This window comes from Pseudomonas sp. B392_1p (assembly GCF_052245235.1).
Classification (GTDB): domain Bacteria; phylum Pseudomonadota; class Gammaproteobacteria; order Pseudomonadales; family Pseudomonadaceae; genus Serpens; species Serpens gallinarum.
Genome location: NZ_JBQPXM010000009.1, coordinates 92,038 through 109,659, shown reverse-complemented (window position 1 = coordinate 109,659; position 17,622 = coordinate 92,038). Strand labels below are relative to the sequence as shown.

The 17,622-nt window shown below is 60.2% G+C and carries 18 protein-coding genes; 12 read left to right on the top strand and 6 right to left on the bottom strand.

The features are described 5' to 3' along the window. The first annotated feature begins 26 nt into the window (after positions 1-26). The 5 genes from ACTV8E_RS13955 to ACTV8E_RS13935 all read left to right on the top strand — a co-directional run bounded on the left by ACTV8E_RS13955 (position 27) and on the right by ACTV8E_RS13935 (position 6,687). Positions 27-320: a lipopolysaccharide assembly protein LapA domain-containing protein gene (locus tag ACTV8E_RS13955; RefSeq protein WP_443199876.1), complete on the top strand. Its 294-nt coding sequence runs from the start codon at positions 27-29 to the stop codon at positions 318-320. Between the two features lie 299 nt (positions 321-619). Beyond that, positions 620-1,879: a Wzz/FepE/Etk N-terminal domain-containing protein gene (locus ACTV8E_RS13950; RefSeq protein WP_443199875.1), complete on the top strand. Its 1,260-nt coding sequence runs from the start codon at positions 620-622 to the stop codon at positions 1,877-1,879. Between the two features lie 131 nt (positions 1,880-2,010). Continuing rightward, the gene (locus ACTV8E_RS13945) at positions 2,011-3,405 is read left to right on the top strand and encodes a Wzz/FepE/Etk N-terminal domain-containing protein (protein WP_443199874.1); all 1,395 of its coding nucleotides are present in this window, start codon (positions 2,011-2,013) and stop codon (positions 3,403-3,405) included. A gap of 144 nt (positions 3,406-3,549) precedes the next feature. Next, complete coding sequence (gene gltX / locus ACTV8E_RS13940; RefSeq protein WP_251836945.1) at positions 3,550-5,031, top strand: glutamate--tRNA ligase; 1,482 nt, start codon at positions 3,550-3,552, stop codon at positions 5,029-5,031. 786 nt (positions 5,032-5,817) lie between these two features. After that, positions 5,818-6,687 (top strand): YihY/virulence factor BrkB family protein, encoded by an 870-nt coding sequence (locus ACTV8E_RS13935; protein ID WP_273537887.1) that lies wholly within the window; start codon positions 5,818-5,820, stop codon positions 6,685-6,687. A 75-nt stretch (positions 6,688-6,762) separates the two neighbouring features. Here ACTV8E_RS13935 and ACTV8E_RS13930 read toward each other — a convergent pair whose 3' ends face one another. Next, positions 6,763-8,805, bottom strand: coding sequence for a S9 family peptidase (locus ACTV8E_RS13930; protein WP_443199873.1), 2,043 nt, complete (start codon positions 8,803-8,805; stop codon positions 6,763-6,765). Between the two features lie 97 nt (positions 8,806-8,902). On the opposite strand from ACTV8E_RS13930, the gene ACTV8E_RS13925 reads away from it, so the two are divergent. The 3 genes from ACTV8E_RS13925 to ACTV8E_RS13915 are packed head-to-tail and all read left to right on the top strand — an operon-like array spanning position 8,903 to position 10,683. Continuing rightward, a complete protein-coding gene (locus tag ACTV8E_RS13925) occupies positions 8,903-9,361 on the top strand; it encodes an MFS transporter (RefSeq protein ID WP_251836942.1) in 459 nt (152 codons plus the stop codon). Positions 9,362-9,387: 26 nt separating this feature from the next. After that, complete coding sequence (locus tag ACTV8E_RS13920; RefSeq protein WP_251837037.1) at positions 9,388-10,161, top strand: class II glutamine amidotransferase; 774 nt, start codon at positions 9,388-9,390, stop codon at positions 10,159-10,161. 9 nt (positions 10,162-10,170) lie between these two features. Continuing rightward, positions 10,171-10,683, top strand: a complete 513-nt coding sequence (locus ACTV8E_RS13915; protein WP_443199872.1) for a DUF2937 family protein — start codon at positions 10,171-10,173, stop codon at positions 10,681-10,683. Between the two features lie 60 nt (positions 10,684-10,743). Here the strand turns inward: ACTV8E_RS13915 and ACTV8E_RS13910 are convergent, their stop codons facing one another. From ACTV8E_RS13910 to ACTV8E_RS13890, 5 genes are all read right to left on the bottom strand, one after another. After that, positions 10,744-12,072: an ATP-binding protein gene (locus ACTV8E_RS13910; RefSeq protein ID WP_443199871.1), complete on the bottom strand. Its 1,329-nt coding sequence runs from the start codon at positions 12,070-12,072 to the stop codon at positions 10,744-10,746. Between the two features lie 74 nt (positions 12,073-12,146). Continuing rightward, the gene (locus ACTV8E_RS13905; protein ID WP_443199870.1) at positions 12,147-12,578 is read right to left on the bottom strand and encodes an LTXXQ domain protein; all 432 of its coding nucleotides are present in this window, start codon (positions 12,576-12,578) and stop codon (positions 12,147-12,149) included. A gap of 153 nt (positions 12,579-12,731) precedes the next feature. Next, on the bottom strand, positions 12,732-13,412 hold the full coding sequence (locus ACTV8E_RS13900) for a response regulator transcription factor (RefSeq protein WP_443199869.1): 681 nt from the start codon (positions 13,410-13,412) through the stop codon (positions 12,732-12,734). A 49-nt stretch (positions 13,413-13,461) separates the two neighbouring features. After that, the gene (locus ACTV8E_RS13895) at positions 13,462-13,761 is read right to left on the bottom strand and encodes a YciI family protein (RefSeq protein WP_273537897.1); all 300 of its coding nucleotides are present in this window, start codon (positions 13,759-13,761) and stop codon (positions 13,462-13,464) included. Between the two features lie 2 nt (positions 13,762-13,763). Then, positions 13,764-14,354 (bottom strand): septation protein A, encoded by a 591-nt coding sequence (locus ACTV8E_RS13890; RefSeq protein WP_273537898.1) that lies wholly within the window; start codon positions 14,352-14,354, stop codon positions 13,764-13,766. 65 nt (positions 14,355-14,419) lie between these two features. On the opposite strand from ACTV8E_RS13890, the gene ACTV8E_RS13885 reads away from it, so the two are divergent. From ACTV8E_RS13885 to scpB, 4 genes are all read left to right on the top strand, one after another. Further along, positions 14,420-15,286, top strand: coding sequence for a PHP domain-containing protein (locus ACTV8E_RS13885; RefSeq protein ID WP_443199919.1), 867 nt, complete (start codon positions 14,420-14,422; stop codon positions 15,284-15,286). 13 nt (positions 15,287-15,299) lie between these two features. After that, a complete protein-coding gene (locus tag ACTV8E_RS13880) occupies positions 15,300-15,929 on the top strand; it encodes an L-threonylcarbamoyladenylate synthase (protein WP_251836935.1) in 630 nt (209 codons plus the stop codon). A 171-nt stretch (positions 15,930-16,100) separates the two neighbouring features. Then, the gene (locus ACTV8E_RS13875) at positions 16,101-16,799 is read left to right on the top strand and encodes a segregation and condensation protein A (protein WP_273537932.1); all 699 of its coding nucleotides are present in this window, start codon (positions 16,101-16,103) and stop codon (positions 16,797-16,799) included. Positions 16,800-16,802: 3 nt separating this feature from the next. Continuing rightward, positions 16,803-17,612 carry an SMC-Scp complex subunit ScpB gene (gene scpB / locus ACTV8E_RS13870; RefSeq protein ID WP_443199868.1) on the top strand — a complete coding sequence of 270 codons (810 nt, stop codon included), beginning with the start codon at positions 16,803-16,805 and terminating at the stop codon, positions 17,610-17,612. Positions 17,613-17,622 lie beyond the last annotated feature (10 nt).

Sequence of the window (17,622 nt, the reverse complement as noted above, 5' to 3'; positions counted from 1 at the left end):
CCCCCAGCTAGCCGAGGATCCTTCTCGTGAACATCATCAGACGTATATTGCTGGGTGTTGCCGCCTTGCTGGCTGGCCTCTTTATCGTTATTTTCATCTTGGAAAACCGCCAGCTGGTTGCGCTGACACTGTTCGGACAAAGCACCGCCATGCTGCCCTTGGCCAGTTTTCTTGTGCTGAGCTTCCTCGCTGGTCTGTTAGTCGGGCCACTGCTGAGCAGCATTGGTCTTGCTCGTTTGCGCATGCGCTTGCGGAATACACGGCGGGAGATGTCTGCTTGCCAACGGCAATTGGCTCAGCAATTGAGTCAGGATAAGTGATCAGCGTCTCGCCGCTTTCCAAATCGCCTCGCTTTAGCAGTCCTTCGCTTGCAGCTTCACTACCCTTCCCCTGAATAAATAGATAGTTGGCTTATTGGTTGCATGCGCCAAGAGCTTGGCGTGAAAAGTGTCATTGTTTTGGCAAAAGAATTTTGCTGAAAATAGTTGAACTGCCCAGGCTGGCTTAGAGTCTAAGCGCATCCTTAGTGATCTGCAGGCAAGAGCAGCAGATTCAGATTTTGAATACTGGTTTGTAGCAAGGAGGTAAACCAGTTCGTTGTTTTTGGAGTCCGCAAATAATGCAAAACACGCCTATGCGAGCCACACAGAATAATAATGACGAAATTGACTTGTTGGATTTGTGCCGATCCCTCTGGAGCCAGCGCTGGCTGATCGTTGGGGTTGCGGCGCTGGTCACCCTGATTGCGGCTATTTATGCCTTCACGGCCACCTCTTATTATCGGGTGCAAAGCATCCTGCGTCCCACTGAGATGGGTATGCTCGATGCTTTGAACAGTACGGGTGTGTACGAACTCAAGCCGAGTGATGCCTTGCGCCGGGTTTCGGCAGGCTTGTCCTCTTACGGCGAGCGTTTGGAGTTCTTTCGTGAAAACCCTGATCTGTTTGCTGATCTGGCCCGGGAAGGCCGAAGCCAAGAGCAAGCGTTCGAAGAGTTCAATGCCCAATCTTTCACAATGCTTTATCCGGATCCCAAAAAGGATCAAGGCGAGTACGTTGGCTTGGCGTTGACCTATCCCGAAAATATGGACGGGGTCAGGGTGGTGAACGGCTTTGTTGCGAAGATTCTGGAAAAGGAGCGCAAGCAAGTTTCACAAGATCTCGAGGTCCTGATTGCCAACCGCAAGGCCAATCTGGAACAGAAGATCGAAGCGGCCCGCGTTAGTTATCAGGCCAGCAAAAATGCTCAGATAGCCAGCTTGCTCGAGCAGGCCGCTCTGGAGCGTGCCTTGCTTGAGGATGAGCTGCGTGCGCTGCGTGATGGTCTGAAAATGCGTCGCGAAAACCGAATCAAGGAACTGGATGAAGCCATCCAGATCGCCAAATCCCTGGGGATTCGCACGCCGACTTCGCCTTCGGCGATGTCCAGTTCATCGGCTGGAGGGGGAGTACGTACTGAAATCAATAGCCGTGAAATTCCGTTGTATTTCATGGGAGTTGCTGCTCTTAGTGCTGAACGTGAGGCGTTACAAGCACGAGCCAGTGATGATTTCATAGAGCCGCGCATCAGCGAACTGCAAAAGAAACTGGATATGCTCAAGCATAATCGTCAGGTCGAGGTGCTCAAGCAGCGCGAAAACGAAGATCTTTATCTCGACGAGCTTGCGGTGTGGAGTGAGGAGGCGGCGCGCTTGGATGGCATTAATTTTGACGCCTCAACGTTGCAATTGGCCCGACTGGATCAGCCGGCCCAGCAGCCCTTGAATCGTCTCAAGCCTAAGCGGACATTGATTATGGCGTTAGGGGCAGTGCTTGGGGGAATGCTTGGTGTATTCATTGCCTTGGTCAGGAATCTGACACGGCCTCGTGTAAAATTATGATGTCGGAAACAGGGTGCCAACCCGCATCAACTGGTATTAAGCGCTTCAGGTATAAAAGCTGACGCGCTTAGATCGTCTCTTCCAAAATTAGTTTCTTTCGGTCAGAATTCCGCGCTTCAATGCGCTGCGTGATGTTTGTCACATTTATGCGGCAGTTTTTTGGAGCGTGCCTGGCTGGAAAGGCACTTGGAAGATGGAATTTTGCAGTGACTGATTTAGTTTTGCCCGTAAAAAACTTCCCGCAGAACGATGAAATCGATCTGGTCGAGCTGCTTAGGTCGCTCTGGACGCAAAAGCTGTTAATCGCGCTGATTGCCGGAACTTGTACTTTTCTTGCAGGGATTTATGCCTTTCTGGCAACTCCTGTCTATCAGGTACAAAGTGTTATGCGTCCCGCGCTCATTAAAGATCTGGATGAGCTCAATCGCACCGGTATCTATGAATTAAGCCCTTCAGCAGCCCTCAGTCGCATCGGTGCTGCGCTGGATTCGTATGAAAACCGGCTGGGTTACTTCAAAAGCAATCCTCAGCTGTTCGCGTCGCTGGACCGAGAAGGACAAACCCTTGAGCAGGCCTTTGAGCGTTTTAACGAAACGTCTTTCGCCATGCAGATGCCTGATCCCAAAAAGGCGGATACCCTCAGCCCCTACTTAGGTATTCAGTTGACCTATCCGCACGGCATTGACGGTGTGTCGGTGGTCAATGGTCTGGTAGCTCATACGATTCAGCGCGAACGCGAGCGGCTTGGTCGGGATTTGCAGGCCATAATCCGGAACCGTCTGAAAAACCTTCAACTGAACATCACTTCGGCTCGGGCGAACTATGAAACCAGCAAGGAAGCGCGCATTGTCCAGCTCACCGAAGCCGACAAGCTCAAGCGTGCCGTGCTGCAAGACGAGTTGACTGCACTGCGTCAGCAACTCAAGACCCGTCGCGAAAACCGGATTCAACAGTTGGGCGAGGCTATTCACATTGCCAAGTCGCTGGGCATCAGCAAGCCCACGACGCCATCCGCGTTGGGACAGGATCAGCGAGTGAGCCAAGGCAGCGTGGTGCGCACCGAAGTCAATAATCAGCAGATTCCGCTGTATTTCATGGGTGCCGAGGCATTGGAGGCGGAACGCAAGACGTTGCTGCAGCGCAAATCGGATGACTTTACCGAGCCGCGCATTGCGGAGATCACCAAGGAGTTGCAATTGCTGGAAAGCAATCGGCAAATCGAAGTGCTCAAGCTGCGTGAGAACGAAGACCTGTTCCTTACCGATCTGGCCGCCTGGCATGCGGAAGAGGCGCGTCTGCGCAACCTGCGCATTGATACCAATGCGTTACAACTGGTCACGCTCGATCAGGTCGCAACTGAGCCGCGTCGGCCGATCAAGCCCAAAAAGTTGTTGATTCTGGTGTTGGGCGTGGTGCTGGGCGGAATGCTCGGGGTATTCAGTGCCCTGGTGCGTCATTTGCTCCGGCCAAAGCAACAGCACGCTTATCCGCCCTTGGTCAATACCCCCGGTGCTGGAAGCAATTAATAGGGCGTAAGTCCTGCTCGTACCCGATGAAAAGAAAGGGCGTCATTCAACGATGACGCCCTTTCTTTTTGGCTCCTGCTGGAGCCTGATTGTTCGCACTGCTAACATCCCGCCCTTGATTCATCCTCCGCTTCGAGAGTCGCCATGACCACCGTTCGTACCCGTATCGCGCCGTCGCCTACTGGCGATCCGCACGTCGGCACCGCTTATATTGCGTTGTTCAACCTGTGTTTCGCCCGTCAGCATGGCGGTCAGTTCATCCTGCGCATCGAGGACACCGACCAGTTGCGCTCGACGCGGGAGTCGGAACAGCAGATCTATGATGCGCTGCGCTGGCTCGGTATCGAATGGGACGAAGGCCCAGATGTGGGCGGCCCGCACGGTCCGTATCGTCAGAGCGAACGGGGTGAAATTTATAAGAAGTACGCGGATGAGTTGGTTTCCAAGGGCCATGCTTTCCCGTGCTTCTGCAGTGCTGAGCGCCTCGATCAGGTGCGCGCCGAACAGATGGCCAACAAGGAAACTCCGCGCTACGACGGTCACTGCATGCACATCGCCCCGCAAGACGCGCAGCAGCGCATTGCCGCCGGCGAGCCCCACGTGATCCGCATGAAGATGCCGACCGAAGGCGTATGCAAGGTGCCGGACCTGCTCCGTGGCGAGGTAGAAATTCCGTGGGATCGCATGGACATGCAGGTGCTGATGAAGACCGATGGCCTGCCCACCTACTTTCTGGCCAACGTGGTCGATGACCACCTGATGGGCATCACACATGTGCTGCGTGGCGAGGAGTGGCTGCCCTCGGCGCCGAAGCTGATCCAGCTGTATGAATATTTTGGTTGGGAGCAGCCGCAACTGGTATACATGCCGTTGCTGCGTAATCCGGACAAGAGCAAGCTGTCCAAGCGCAAGAATCCAACTTCGGTGACATTCTACGAACGCATGGGCTTTTTGCCGGAAGCCATGCTCAACTACCTGGGCCGCATGGGCTGGTCGATGCCCGACGAGCGCGAGAAGTTCACGTTGACGGAAATGATCGAGCACTTCGACATCAGTCGTGTTTCCCTCGGTGGACCGATCTTCGATCTGGAAAAACTGTCTTGGCTCAACGGTCAATGGCTGCGTGAACTGCCAGTGGAGCGTTTCGCGGCCGAGGTGCAAAAGTGGGCGCTGAATCCTGAATACCTGATGCAGATCGCCCCGCACGTGCAGGGCCGGGTCGAGACCTTCAGTCAGATTGCTCCGCTGGCCAGCTTCTTCTTCTCGGGCGCGGTGCCGTTGGATGCCAAGCTGTTCGAGCATAAAAAGCTCTCGCCGGATCAGGTCCGGCAAGTGCTGCAGTTGCTGCTTTGGAAGCTGGAAGGCTTGCGCCAGTGGAACAAGGACAACATCACCGCCATCATCCAGACCGTGGCGGCTGCACTCGATCTCAAGCTGCGCGATCTAATGCCGTTGATCTTCCCGGCCATCACCGGGCAGGCGAGTTCGGTGTCGGTACTCGATGCCATGGAAATTCTTGGGCCGGATCTTTCCCGTTTCCGGATGCGCCAAGCCATTGAGTTGCTCGGCGGTGTTTCCAAGAAAGAAACCAAGGAGTGGGAGAAGCTGGCAGCAACGATCGACTGATCGCGTCAACGGCTCAGCGGTTCTTTGCTTCCAGCATGAATCATGTGATGGACTGATTAACAACAAGCCCTCGGCAGCGGTTGCGCCGGGGGCTTTTGCTGTGTGGACGATCAGGGTGTTTTGGCGCCACCTGACGGCGTCGACGGGTTGTCTCTGCCAGGCTCGCTCCCTGAGAATGTGCCAGAAGTGGTCCCCGAAGCATTACCTGATGGGGAACTGAAGGCATTACCCGAGGGAGTGCCAGCAGGAGTAGAGGCAGAGCCTGAAGCAGTACCTGAAGTGGAGCCAGTAGTGGTGCTTGAGCGAGTACCGGAGGAGCCTGAACCGGTTCCCGAGGACAGGCCCTCGCCAGCCTCGCCCGAGTGCCTGTGCGATCTATGTTCCCCACATTCCCCCTTGGCACAGGCCTGACAGAGCGCGCGCTTCATGGCGCACTGCCCAGTCGCGCCGCGGGCAATCGCCATGCCGCCCAAGGCCATTTCGAGCAGCCCGGCGAGCCCTCCTTTGCGAATACCACAACCCAGCAGCATGATACCGCCCACGATTGAAGCCGTACGTTCGAAGCCCTGTACGTTGGGCGTCGGTTGATCAGTTTGGTCATAGTTCATCGGGAGTCTCCAGCGGGTTGGCTACTCTCAGCTGACTGCAGGCGTTAGTGAGCGTTCGAGCTTAACGACAGGCTGCAGCTTTATCCGGAACAGGCGCAATCTCCGCCCCTCGGCTGCCGGAAACTTCATCTTGTCCCGGTCGTCTACCCCTGCGACAGGTTTGCCGAAAGGAATAAGCATGTTCGCTTTGGATTTGCGCGGGATGGGCATCGTTCAGCTGTTCAAATGCGCCGTGAAGGAATTCAGTGAGGATGAAATGCCGACCTATGCGGCAGCTTTGTCGTTTCAGGCGCTGTTCTCGCTGTTTCCGTTCCTGCTGTTTCTGGTGGCGCTGATCAGCTTCTTTGATCTGCAGCCATTCTTCGACTGGCTGCGTGAGCAGGCCGCCCTCCTGCTGCCCGGACAGGCAATGGAGCAGGTCGATAAAGTCATTCTGCAATTCCAGTCGCAGAAGGCCGGGTTGTTTTCCTTCGCCATTCTGATCGCCCTGTGGACGGCTTCGGCCGGGGTGCGTTCGATGATGGTGGCGATGAACCGCGCCTATGACGTACCTGAAGGTCGCCCGATGTGGAAGCTATACCCGCTCTCCACGTTCTATACCTTGGGTATCGCCCTGATGCTGCTCTCGGCGGCCGCGCTGATGGTGGTTGGCCCCACGCTGATGGGGCGGCTGGCGGGGCTGGTGGGCTTCGAGGACTACCTGGTAATCCTCTGGGCCTGGTTGCGCTGGCCGGTGGCGATCCTGTTGCTGATTGTGGCGGTGGCGGTGATCTATTACGTCACGCCGGATGTGAAGCAGGAGTTTCGGTTCATAACCCCGGGGTCGCTGGTCGCGGTGCTGGTGTGGATCGCCGCCTCGCTGGGCTTCGGTGTCTATGTGCAGAATTTCGCCGATTACAGCGCGACCTACGGCAGCATCGGCGCGATCATCGTGATGCTGATGTACTTCTACATTTCAGCCGCCGTGCTGTTGTTCGGCGCCGAGCTCAATGCGGTGATCGAACACCAAGACCCGCAAGGCAAGGACCCTGGAGAGAAGGTGGCCTAGCCGCGTCCTCAGCGTTTGGCAGCGGTGGCCAAGCGCCGAGGTGTGAAACTCGATATGCCCTGGAAGGCTGGCTTTTCAGCCCTCAACGCCCAGCACCTTGAACAGGAAGGCATATTCCAGCGCAACATCGCGCAAGGCCTGGTAGCGGCCGCTCATGCCGCCGTGGCCAGCGCCCATGTCGGTCTTGAGCAGCAGCGGATTGTTGTCGGTTTTGGTGGCGCGCAGCTTGGCCACCCATTTGGCGGCCTCCCAATACTGCACGCGACTGTCGTGGTAGCCGGCGACGGCCAGCAGCGCCGGGTAATCCTGGGCACGCACGTTCTCATACGGGGCATACGCCTTGATTCGCGCATAGGACTCGGGCTCGTTGGGATTGCCCCATTCGTCGTATTCGGTGACCGTCAATGGCAGGTCAGGGTTGAGCATGGTGTTCAGTACATCGACGAAAGGCACCTCGGCAATGGCCGCCGCGAACAGTTCCGGGCGTTGATTGAGCACCGCGCCCATCAACAGACCACCCGCGCTGCCGCCACTGATCGCCAGACGGGACGGCGAGGTATAGCCGTCGAGAATCAACTGCTCGGCGGCGGCAATGAAGTCGCCAAAGGTGTTGGCCTTGTGTGCCAGTTTGCCGGACCGATACCAGGCTTCGCCCAGCTCGCCGCCACCGCGCACATGGGCGATGGCGAAAACAAAGCCGCGCTCAAGCAGCGACAGGCGGGCATGGGAGAACCAGGGGTCCAGGCTCTCGCCATAGGCGCCGTAACCATACAAATAGAGCAGTGCGGGTTGACCGGCCGCTAGTACCTCGCGGCGCGCTACCAGGCTGATGGGGATGCGCGTGCCGTCCGCGGCCGTGGCCCACACGCGGCGACTTTCATAGGCATCGGCATCGAACGGGCCTTCCACCGGGGTTTCTTTGAGGACCTGCTGCCGGCCGCTGAGCAGTTCCAGTTGACGCACTTGAGCGGGTCGGTTGAGCGCCTCGTAGCGCAGGCGGATTACCGGACTGGCGAACTCCAGCGTGTCCTGCACGTGCAGGCTGTAGGCAGCATCTGGCAATTCCACGCGATACGGGGTGGCATCCCGGGGATGCACCTGCAGAATCGGCAGACCGCCTTCGCGCAGGCTCAGCACGTAGCCGTCGGCGTTGAGGTCGATGCCTTCAAGCATGCACTGGGGATCGTGAGCGCGCAGCTCCTGCCAGTGCGCGCGGCTGGGGGCGTCTTGCGCCGCGCGGTACAGGGCGAAGTTGATGCCGGTCTGGTTGCTGCGAATCAGCCAGTTCCATTGTCCGTCAAGCAAGCCGTGGTCGACATCGTATTCATGGTCTTCTTCGCGGGGTGCCATGCAGACGAACGCATCATGCGGCTGGCTGGCGTCGAGCACCCAGACTTCGCTGGTGGTCTTGCTGGCGCTGGCCAGGATCAGCTGCCGCTCGGAGCTTGAACGATAGCAATGCACGAAGAAGCGCCCGTCCGGCTCGTTGAACACCAGCTGTGGTTCGCTTTCATCCAGGCGGTAACGGTACAGCTTGTGGGGGCGATGGGTTTCGTCCAGCTCACCGAAGAACAGCGTCTGGCTGTCGTTGGCCCAGGTCATGCTGCCGTCGCAGTCATCGAAGGGCAGTTCGCGCACTGCACCGCTGGTGAGATCCTTGACGAACAGACGATAGATCTCGTCGCCGCTGGTATCCAGGCTGTAACCCAGCAGGCGGTGATCGGGGCTGATAGTGAACGCGCCGAGGGACAAAAAACCACCCGCAGCCAGTGCATTGGGATCGAGCAGCAACTGTTCGTTCTGAACATCAATCGTCAGAGAATTGTCGGTGGGGCGCGGACAGCGATAGTGACGGGCGTATTCGTCGCCGGCCGTGGTGCGCTGGTAATACAGCCAGGGACCCCAGGGCGCCGGCAATGACAGGTCAGTCTCGCGGATACGCCCCTTGATCTCCTCGAACAAGGCTTCGCGCAGCGTGGCCTGTTCGGCCAGGCACGCCTCGGTGTAGGCGTTTTCAGCGTTTAGGTACGCGAGCACGTCCTCGCTGTCGCGGTGCTCCAGCCACTGGTAGGGGTCGCTGCTGGTAGCGTCGATGCGGGCGATGGGGGCTTGGCTCATGCGCGAAATCTCGTGTGGCGAATGGCCGCGCCAACGGGAAGCCGGGGCGCGGAAAAGTCGTTATCATAAGCGCCCCCATTCCCCGGGCCAAAGATCAATGTTTGAGAACGACTACCTGCTCGCGTGGGCAATCTATGCGATTGCCGCACTGGGTTTACTGCTGGTGTGGGTACGGATGACGCGCTGGATGTGGCGTTGGCTGCGCGAGCCGTTGTGGTTGGCGGTGGCGATTTTGCTGTTCACGCCGACTCTGGTCGATCCGGCGCGGGAGATGCTGGCGCCGGCGGTTGCCATCGCTGCCCTGGATCTATTGTTCAAGGTCGGTGACAGTGTTTGGCGAGCAGTGGCGGACGTGTCCATGTATGGACTGATCGCATTTGTCGTGTACGTGGTTTTTGTCGCCCTGCGCTGGTTGCTGAAGCGCTGGTGGCAAAAGCGCCAGGCTTCGGCTGCGCCTACCGAGCGTCCGACTGATTCCCCAGCGGCGGAGCCCACCCTGCGCGAAATACTCGAACAAGAGCGGCTGCGGCCGGCGCGGATCGAGCCACGCCTGTAAGGGCTGAGCGAGAGAGGGAAATGTCTGTGTGTGAATTGCTCGGCATGAGTGCGAATGTGCCCACCGATATCGTGTTCAGCTTCACCGGGTTGATGCAGCGTGGCGGGCGAACCGGGCCGCATCGCGATGGGTGGGGTATCGGCTTTTATGAAGGGCGCGGGCTGCGTCTGTTCCAGGACCCGGCCGCCAGCATTGATTCTGAGGTGGCGCGCCTGGTGCAGCGCTATCCGATCAAGAGCGAGGTGGTGATCGGCCATATTCGCCAGGCCAATGTTGGCCAGGTCTGCCTGGCCAATACGCACCCGTTTTCCCGTGAGCTGTGGGGGCGCAACTGGTGCTTCGCCCACAACGGACAATTGGTGGACTTCACGCCCGAGCCCGGCCTGTATTCGCCGGTCGGCGATACCGACAGCGAAGCCGCATTCTGCGATCTGCTCAACCGCGTGCGCCGTGCGTTTCCCGAGCCGGTCGCCGTGCAGATGCTGCTGCCGGTGCTAGTCAGCGTCTGCGCCGAGTATCGTGACAGGGGCGTGTTCAACTGCTTGCTCAGCGATGGCGACTGGTTGTTCAGTTTCTGCTCAACCAAGCTGGTGGAAATCACTCGCCGCGCGCCCTTCGGCCCGGCGCGGCTCAAGGACGCTGATCTGACCGTGGACTTCCAGGCGGAAACCACGCCGGACGATGTGGTGACCGTGCTGGCCACCGACGCCCTGACGGATAATGAAAAATGGATTCAGCACCAGCCCGGTGACTGGACATTGTGGCGCCGTGGCGAACGCATCGCCGACGGCAAGGCATAGAGGCCCTGCATGCTGCGAAGTTACCTGCGTTTACTGCTGTTTGCCTTTGGCTTGCTGGCGGGGGTGCAGGTACCGGCCTTTATTGATGCCTATGCCCAGCGGGTCGACGCGCACCGCCTGGAGTCCGCCGAAAGTCTTTCAGGCTTCAGCGACACTGCGCGGCGCTTCTTCGTCAGCGATCTCGACAAGCTGGTCGCCCATTACCGCAACAGCGACGATCCGGTGATGCGCAGTGATGCCGCCAGTGTCAGTTACCTCGTCGGGCGCGCCGCCTTGCTGGAGCGCGAATGGCAGGCCATGCAAGGCAGTTGGTATGCGCGCGCCTGGCATGTCGTCAGCGCTGCCGACCCGAAGCTGCGGGCCGAGACCTTGGCTGCATTCCGTTACCAGATCATGCTCGACCCAGCGGCCATCGCCTGGGGGTTGTCCTGCGCCTTGCTGCTGGCCCTGGTGGTGGAAAGCATGCTGCTCATGCTCGGTTCGTTGCTCATGAGCAGGCGCCGGAGAGGGGTGTATCGCTGAGTTATCAGCGTCTTGCTGAGTAGCACCCGCTCGGCAGTCTAGACCTCTTGGGGCAGATTCTTATCCCGGCTGCGTATCCGGGATTTCCAGCGTGGCGACAAAGCCGCCGTCGGAGTGATTGGACAGGTGTAATGTGCCGCCATGCCGTTCAGCGGTGCGGCGGGCGATGGCCAAGCCCAGGCCGTAGCCTGCTGCGGTTTGTCCGGGGGCTCGGTAGAACGGCTCACCCAGCTGGGCCAGATGCTCAGGCGATACACCGGGACCATGGTCACGCACACTCACCAGCACGCGTTGCTCGCGGCGCTCGGCGGTGATCTCGATAGGCTGGTCTGATGGATTGAAGCGCAGGGCATTGCGCAGCAAATTATCCAGGGCACGCTCGAGCAGGTCTGGCCAGCTCTGCAGGCGTAGAGTGCCGGGCACTTCTATACGCACCTCCTGCTCCGGGGCTGCGAGACGCGCATCTTCACGCAGCTTGCTCAGTAGCGCACTCAGGTCGATAGGGTGGGTGGCGCCGGGTTCGGCATCGAGGCGGGCCAGGGCCAGAATTTCACTGATCAGCGCCTCCAGGCGGTCACATTCCTGGGTCAGGCGTGGCCAGAGTTTTTCCCGTTCAGAGGGAGTGGCACGTTCGGACAGGGCGATGGCAATACGCAAACGCGCCAAGGGAGAGCGCAGCTCGTGGGAAACGTCGCGCAGTAACTGGCGCTGGCTGCCGATCAGACCTTGCAGACGCTCGCCCATGCGGTTGAAGTCGCGTGCCAATACGCCAAATTCATCATGCCGGCCCGCCAGCTGCGCCAGGCTGTTCTGCTGATACGCTGTCTGACCGAGGTCGTGCACGGCGCCGCGCAGACGGTTGAGCGGACGGGTGATCGACAGGGTGAGCAGCACGCTGAACAAGGTCAGTACCACCAGCGCAATGCTCAGCGCGCTCAATGGCCCGAACAGGCTCTCGCGGTGCCAGGCTGCCACTTCCGTGCGCGGAATGCGGTAAAGGAACAGGAAGGTTTCACCACTGATGGGGCTGATGTATTCGCTAGTCAGGCGCCGCCACGGCAGGTGACGTTCGCGTTTGCTGTGGCGCTCCTCGAGCGCGGCGGCGCGACGCGGAAAGGTCCCTTCAATCAGGGGCTCGCCGTTCTCGCCGAATACCTGAACATCGATGCGCTGTTGCTGGCGCAACTCTTCAAGATAACGCTGGGCGGCGTCAGGCCCACGGGTTTCGTAGTGTCGGGTCCAGTCTGCTGCAAGGTTTTTGATCACCGGATGCTGGCTGAGCACCCAGGCATCCCGATCCAGCGTGCGGCTGAGCAACAGGGACAGCCCCGCGACCAGGGCAATGGCCAGCCAGAAGCTGGCAAATACACGCCAGAACAGTGAGCGCACGTTAACTTCTCCTCAAACGGCAACACCCGCCAGGCGGAACCGGGCGGGTGCGGATGATTACGTTTGGATGACGATTATTGGGCCTTTTGATCCTTGGCGTCCTTCCAGGCCTTGAATTCGGCGCGCTCGGCGCGGCGCTCTGCCATTTTCTTCTGCCGCTCTTCGAAGCGCTTGATCTGCTCGGGCGTCAGGACGGCGCGGATATCTTTTTGGCTCTTGTCTTGGTTAGCCTTGAGGTCCTTCTGCATGGCCTGCTTCTCGGCGGCCGGCAGCTTGTCCAGGTAGCGCTGATGGATGTCATGGCGCTGCTTCATTTGCTCGCCCATAACCTTGCCGATCTCGCGGCGCTGATCCTTGCTCAGGTCCAGGTCATGAAAGGCTTTTGCGCCATGGTGACGGTGGTGCTGGCTGTGTTTCGGACCCTGTTGCGGTTCCTCGTTGGGCATGGCCAGGGCCATGGTGGGCAGAACGGCGGCGATCAGCAGGGCGGTCAAAGTCTTGCGCATGATAACTTCCTCGTTTCGATTCCCGGCGTGTTCCGGATGTGGCCAGTTTAGGGAGATCAAGGTCAGGCGCGGTCAGGCGAGGGTAAAGGCAGCGTAAAGGATGCGAAGCAGACAGGGCACACTTGCAAAAGCCGACCTGAGTCGCGGGCCGGTTCAGCCGCGGCTGTAGTAATAGCCTCGGCTGCGCAGCGCCAGGATACGTGGACTGCCGTCCGGGTGTGGGCCCAACTTCTTGCGCAGGTTACTCACGTGCATGTCCAGGCTGCGGTCATACAGGGTCAGTTTGCGGCCCAGCGCCAGTTGCGCCAGCTCCTGCTTGTCCACCGGCTCGCCGGGCTGCTTGAGCAGCGCTTCGAGCAGGCGACCTTCGGAAACGGTCAGACTGACTTCGCGATCACCCAGCGTAACCACGCCCCGGGCTGGGCTGAAGCACAGGTCGTCCAGTTCGAGTTGACTGGTGATGGCGGGCGCGACGGTGCGGCGCAGCACTGCGCGCAGACGGGCGGTAAGTTCGCGCGGGTCGCAAGGTTTGGCCAGGTAGTCGTCGGCGCCCAGCTCCAGGCCGAGGATGCGATCCAGCGGTTCGCCACGGGCAGAGAGCATCACCACCGGAAGGTCGGGATGATTGACGCGCAATTGCTTGAGCAGCTCCAGGCCGCTGCCGTCGGGCAGCATCACATCCAGCACCACCGCGGCCGGATGACGTTGAGCCAGGGCGACGCGGGCGGTTTGCCCGTCATGGCAGGCATGGACATCGAAACCTTCCTGGCGCAGCCAGGTAGCCAGCAGGTCGCAGAGTTCCTGATCGTCGTCGATCAGCAGCAGTTCGCTCATTGCAGGCTATCCAGTGGCTGTCCAGAAAAGTACGGCGGAAGACGGGCGGTTACGGTAATACCTTATTGAACGGCTTCACTTCCGCACCGGCATAGACGCCAGCCTCGACATAGGGATCGGCAGCGGCCCAGCTTTGGGCAGCGCTGAGCGATTCGAACTCGGCAACCACCAGGCTGCCGGTGAAGCCGGCGTCACCGGGCGTGCTGCTGTCGATGGCCGGGTGCGGGCCGGCCAGTACCAGGCGGCCTTCGTCCTTGAGCTGTTGCAGACGGGCCAGATGCGCAGGGCGTGCGGCCAGGCGCTGTTGCAGGGTGCCGGGTACATCGGTGGCGATAATGGCGTAGAGCATATTCAGTCCTTGTTGTTTTCGGGAGCACTATCATGCATGTGGCGTGCGAGGAACACACCTTGGGCGATCAGAAACAGCAGCGTCATGCCCAGGCTGCCGAACACTTTGAAGTCCACCCAGAACTCGTGGAAGGTAAACGCGACAAACAGGTTGGCGGCGCCGCAAAACAGGAAGAACATCACCCAGGCGATGTTCAGGCGCGTCCACAGGGGCTGGGGCAAGCTGATGGCGTGGCCCATGATGCGCTGGATCAGCGGTTGCTTGCCGATGAAGTGACTGCCGGCAAAGGCGGCGGCGAACAGCCAGTTGACCACTGGCGCTTTCCACTTGAGGAAGGTTTCGCTGTGGAAGGCGATGGTCATGCCGCCAAACACCAGGCAGGCCAGCAACGTCAGCCATTGCCCTTTTTCCAGCTTGCGCTGTACGAGCAGAATTAAACCGTAGACGACCACCGAGCTGGCGATCAGGACGCCGGTGGCGCTGAAGATACCGCCCAGTTCGAAGCTCTGGCCGGCGAACTCGACGGTGCGCGGGTCGAGCTTGTAGACGATGAAGAAGAGGATCAGTGGAATGAAATCGATGAGTTGTTTCACGTCGGCAGCCAAGGGCGGGTCGGGCCGGCATAATAGCAAACATGAATGAATGCGAAAGCGGCACCCTGAAAGTCGATCTGCACTGCCACAGCACCGCCTCTGACGGCGTGTTGCCTCCGGTAGAGGTCGTGGCGCGCGCCCATGAGCGCGGCGTGCATATGCTGGCCCTGACCGACCACGACACCCTCGAAGGCCTTGATGAGGCACGCCAGGCCGCCCAACAGCTGGGCATGCAGCTGATCAACGGCGTTGAGCTGTCCTGCACCTGGGGCGGGGCGACCATCCATATTCTCGGCTATGGCTTTGACCTGGATGCACCGGCCCTGTGCCAGGCCATCACCGATTTGCACCACGGCCGCTGGGCCCGCGCCGAGGAAATTGCCCGGCGCTTGACCATCAAAGGCATGCCCGGTGCGCTGGAAGGCGCTCGGGCGGTGCAACAGGAACTGGGCGACAGCGGCAACGCGCCGGCCCGTCCGCATTTTGCGGAATTTCTGGTGCGCGCCGGGCATGCCCGCGACCGAGCCGAGGCGTTTCGCAAGTGGCTGGGCAGCGGTAAGCTGGGCGACGTCAAACAGCATTGGCCGAGCCTCGAAGATGCGGTCGGCAGCTTGCGCGCCGCCAACGCCTGGGTCAGCCTGGCGCATCCGTACCAATACGATTTCACGCGTAGCAAGCGCCGCCGCCTGGTCATGGACTTTATAGCCGCGGGTGGACATGCGCTGGAAGTGGTCAACGGCATGCAGCCGGCAGAGCAGGTAGGAACCCTGTCGATCCTGGTACGTGAGTTCGGCCTGCTGGCCAGTGTGGGGAGCGATTTTCATGCGCCCGGCCAATGGGCCGAGCTGGGCCTGTACCGGCCGCTTCCGGATGACCTGCCACCTCTGTGGGCACGTTTTGCCAATGACCAGTCCCTTATTACTGCCCTCTGAACAGGGAGGTGTCATGAGTCAGTTCTTCCAGGTTCACCCGGAAAATCCCCAGCTGCGCCTGATCAAACAGGCCGTGGGCATCCTGCGCGATGGCGGGGTGATCGTTTACCCCACCGATTCGGCCTACGCGGTGGGCTGTCTGCTCGGCGATAAAAGCGCGGTGGAGCGTATCCGCCGCCTGCGTCAGCTGGACGACAAGCATAACTTCACCCTGCTGTGCTGCGACCTGTCACAGCTGGGCGTGTTCGCCAAGGTCAATACCGGAGCGTTCCGCCTGCTCAAGGCACATACGCCCGGGCCGTATACCTTCATTCTCAATGCCACCCGCGAAGTGCCACGCATGTTGCTGCACCCCAAGCGCCGCACCATCGGCTTGCGGGTGCCCAGCCATCCGATTGCCCAGGCCTTGCTGGAGGAGCTCGGCGAACCGTTGATGAGTGCCAGTCTGATCATGCCGGGGGAGCAGCTGCCGCTGAGCGACCCCTATGAAATGCGCCAGATTCTGGAGCACCAGGTTGACCTGATCATTGACGGTGGCTTCGGTGGCCAGGAAGCTTCCACGGTGGTCAGTCTGGTGGATGACCGGCCGCAGGTACTGCGCACGGGCTGTGGCGATCCGGCTCCCTTCCAGGACCGCGATTGATTCGTCTGGCGTTCATCTCCCCATAGCGAGCACTTCATGCAGGATGTTTCCACCGTTGCCGAGCCTGTCGTCCAGGTGTTGCCCGCCGAGCCCGAGCAACTGCGTCTGGCGCTGGTCTATGGCGAGGCCGTCACCGAGCTGCCTCAGGACCTGTATATCCCCCCGGATGCCCTGGAGGTGTTTCTCGAAGCCTTCGAAGGCCCTCTCGACCTGTTGCTCTACCTGATCCGCAAACAGAACGTGGACATCCTTGACATCCCGGTGGCGCAGATTACCCACCAGTACATGGGCTATGTCGAGCTGATGAAAAGCGTGCGCCTGGAGCTGGCTGCCGAATACTTGGTCATGGCCGCCATGCTGGCCGAGATCAAGTCGCGCATGCTGCTGCCGCGCAGTGGCGAAAGCGAGGAAGAGGAAGACGACCCGCGCGCCGAGCTGATCCGCCGTCTGCAGGAATACGAGATATTCAAGTCCGCTGCCGAAGACCTCGAAGAGTTGCCCCGCGTCGGCCGCGAGGTGCATGTGCCGCAGCTGGAGGCGCCCGAGGCGCGGGCGCGCAAACTTCTTCCCGACGTCGCTCTGGAGGAAGTGCTGCTGGCCATGGCCGAGGTGATGCGCCGTGCCGACATGTTCGAAAGTCACCAGGTGACCCGCGAGGCGTTATCTACCCGCGAGCGCATGAGCGAGGTCCTGGAACGTCTGAAGGGCGGCGCCTTCGTACCCTTCGCCAGCTTGTTTCGCATCGAGGAGGGCCGCCTCGGTGTGGTGGTGACCTTTATGGCGGTGCTCGAGCTGATCAAGGAGTCGCTGGCCGAGCTGGTGCAAAATGAACCCTTCGCCCCCATCCATGTTCGTGCGCGAGTTGAGTAGTCGATGAATCTTTCCGACCCCAAGGATCTCGCTGTCCTGCTGGAAGGCCTGTTGCTGGCGGCGGGCAAGCCGTTGTCGCTGGATCAGTTGAGTGAGCTGTTCGAGGAGACCGAGCGGCCGGAGCCCGGCCTGCTGCGCAGCGCCCTGGCGATACTGGGGCAGTCCTGTGCCGGGCGCGCCTTCGAGCTCAAGGAAGTCGCCAGCGGTTATCGCCTGCAAGTACGCACCCGCCTCGCGCCCTGGGTGGGTCGACTGTGGGAGGAGCGTCCGCAGCGCTATTCGCGCGCCATGCTGGAAACCCTGGCGCTGATCGCTTACCGCCAGCCCATCACCCGGGGCGAAATCGAGGATATTCGCGGCGTGCAGGTCAACAGCCAGATCGTCAAGACGTTGATCGAGCGGGAGTGGATTCGCGTGGTCGGCCACCGTGAGGTGCCGGGTCGCCCGGCCATGTTGGCGACCACCAAGGCGTTTCTCGACCACTTCAACTTGAAAAGCCTCGACGAATTGCCATCGTTGGCCGAGCTACGGGAAATGGAGCCGGAGGTGCGCCCGGTGCAAGATGATGATGTGCCCGTGCCCCCCGGCCTGCAGGCCCGCGCCGACGCCGCGCTCGGTGAGGATGCGGAGGCCGAGCCGGCCCGTGAAACCAGCTTTCGCAGCCTGCTCGCTGAACTGGATACCATGGAGCACGGCCTCAAGATCGATTTTGACGACCTGCTGCTGGACGAGCTGGATGATCTGGACAAGGGTCTGCCAGACGATGAACTTGACCCGTTCGACGATGAGGAAACGCAGCTGGAGCGTGAGTAACGACCGAGGC

Bases quoted from the DNA above. Each gene is read 5' to 3' on its own strand.
- ACTV8E_RS13880 (WP_251836935.1), top strand. From the start codon at position 15,300: ATGAGTCAGTTCTTCCAGGTTCACCCGGAAAATCCCCAGCTGCGCCTG.
- ACTV8E_RS13945 (WP_443199874.1), top strand. From the start codon at position 2,011: ATGTTTGTCACATTTATGCGGCAGTTTTTTGGAGCGTGCCTGGCTGGA.
- ACTV8E_RS13925 (WP_251836942.1), top strand. From the start codon at position 8,903: ATGTTTGAGAACGACTACCTGCTCGCGTGGGCAATCTATGCGATTGCC.
- gltX (WP_251836945.1), top strand. From the start codon at position 3,550: ATGACCACCGTTCGTACCCGTATCGCGCCGTCGCCTACTGGCGATCCG.
- ACTV8E_RS13930 (WP_443199873.1), bottom strand. From the start codon at position 8,805: ATGAGCCAAGCCCCCATCGCCCGCATCGACGCTACCAGCAGCGACCCC.
- ACTV8E_RS13905 (WP_443199870.1), bottom strand. From the start codon at position 12,578: ATGCGCAAGACTTTGACCGCCCTGCTGATCGCCGCCGTTCTGCCCACC.
- ACTV8E_RS13950 (WP_443199875.1), top strand. From the start codon at position 620: ATGCAAAACACGCCTATGCGAGCCACACAGAATAATAATGACGAAATT.
- scpB (WP_443199868.1), top strand. From the start codon at position 16,803: ATGAATCTTTCCGACCCCAAGGATCTCGCTGTCCTGCTGGAAGGCCTG.
- ACTV8E_RS13900 (WP_443199869.1), bottom strand. From the start codon at position 13,412: ATGAGCGAACTGCTGCTGATCGACGACGATCAGGAACTCTGCGACCTG.
- ACTV8E_RS13935 (WP_273537887.1), top strand. From the start codon at position 5,818: ATGTTCGCTTTGGATTTGCGCGGGATGGGCATCGTTCAGCTGTTCAAA.
- ACTV8E_RS13915 (WP_443199872.1), top strand. From the start codon at position 10,171: ATGCTGCGAAGTTACCTGCGTTTACTGCTGTTTGCCTTTGGCTTGCTG.
- ACTV8E_RS13895 (WP_273537897.1), bottom strand. From the start codon at position 13,761: ATGCTCTACGCCATTATCGCCACCGATGTACCCGGCACCCTGCAACAG.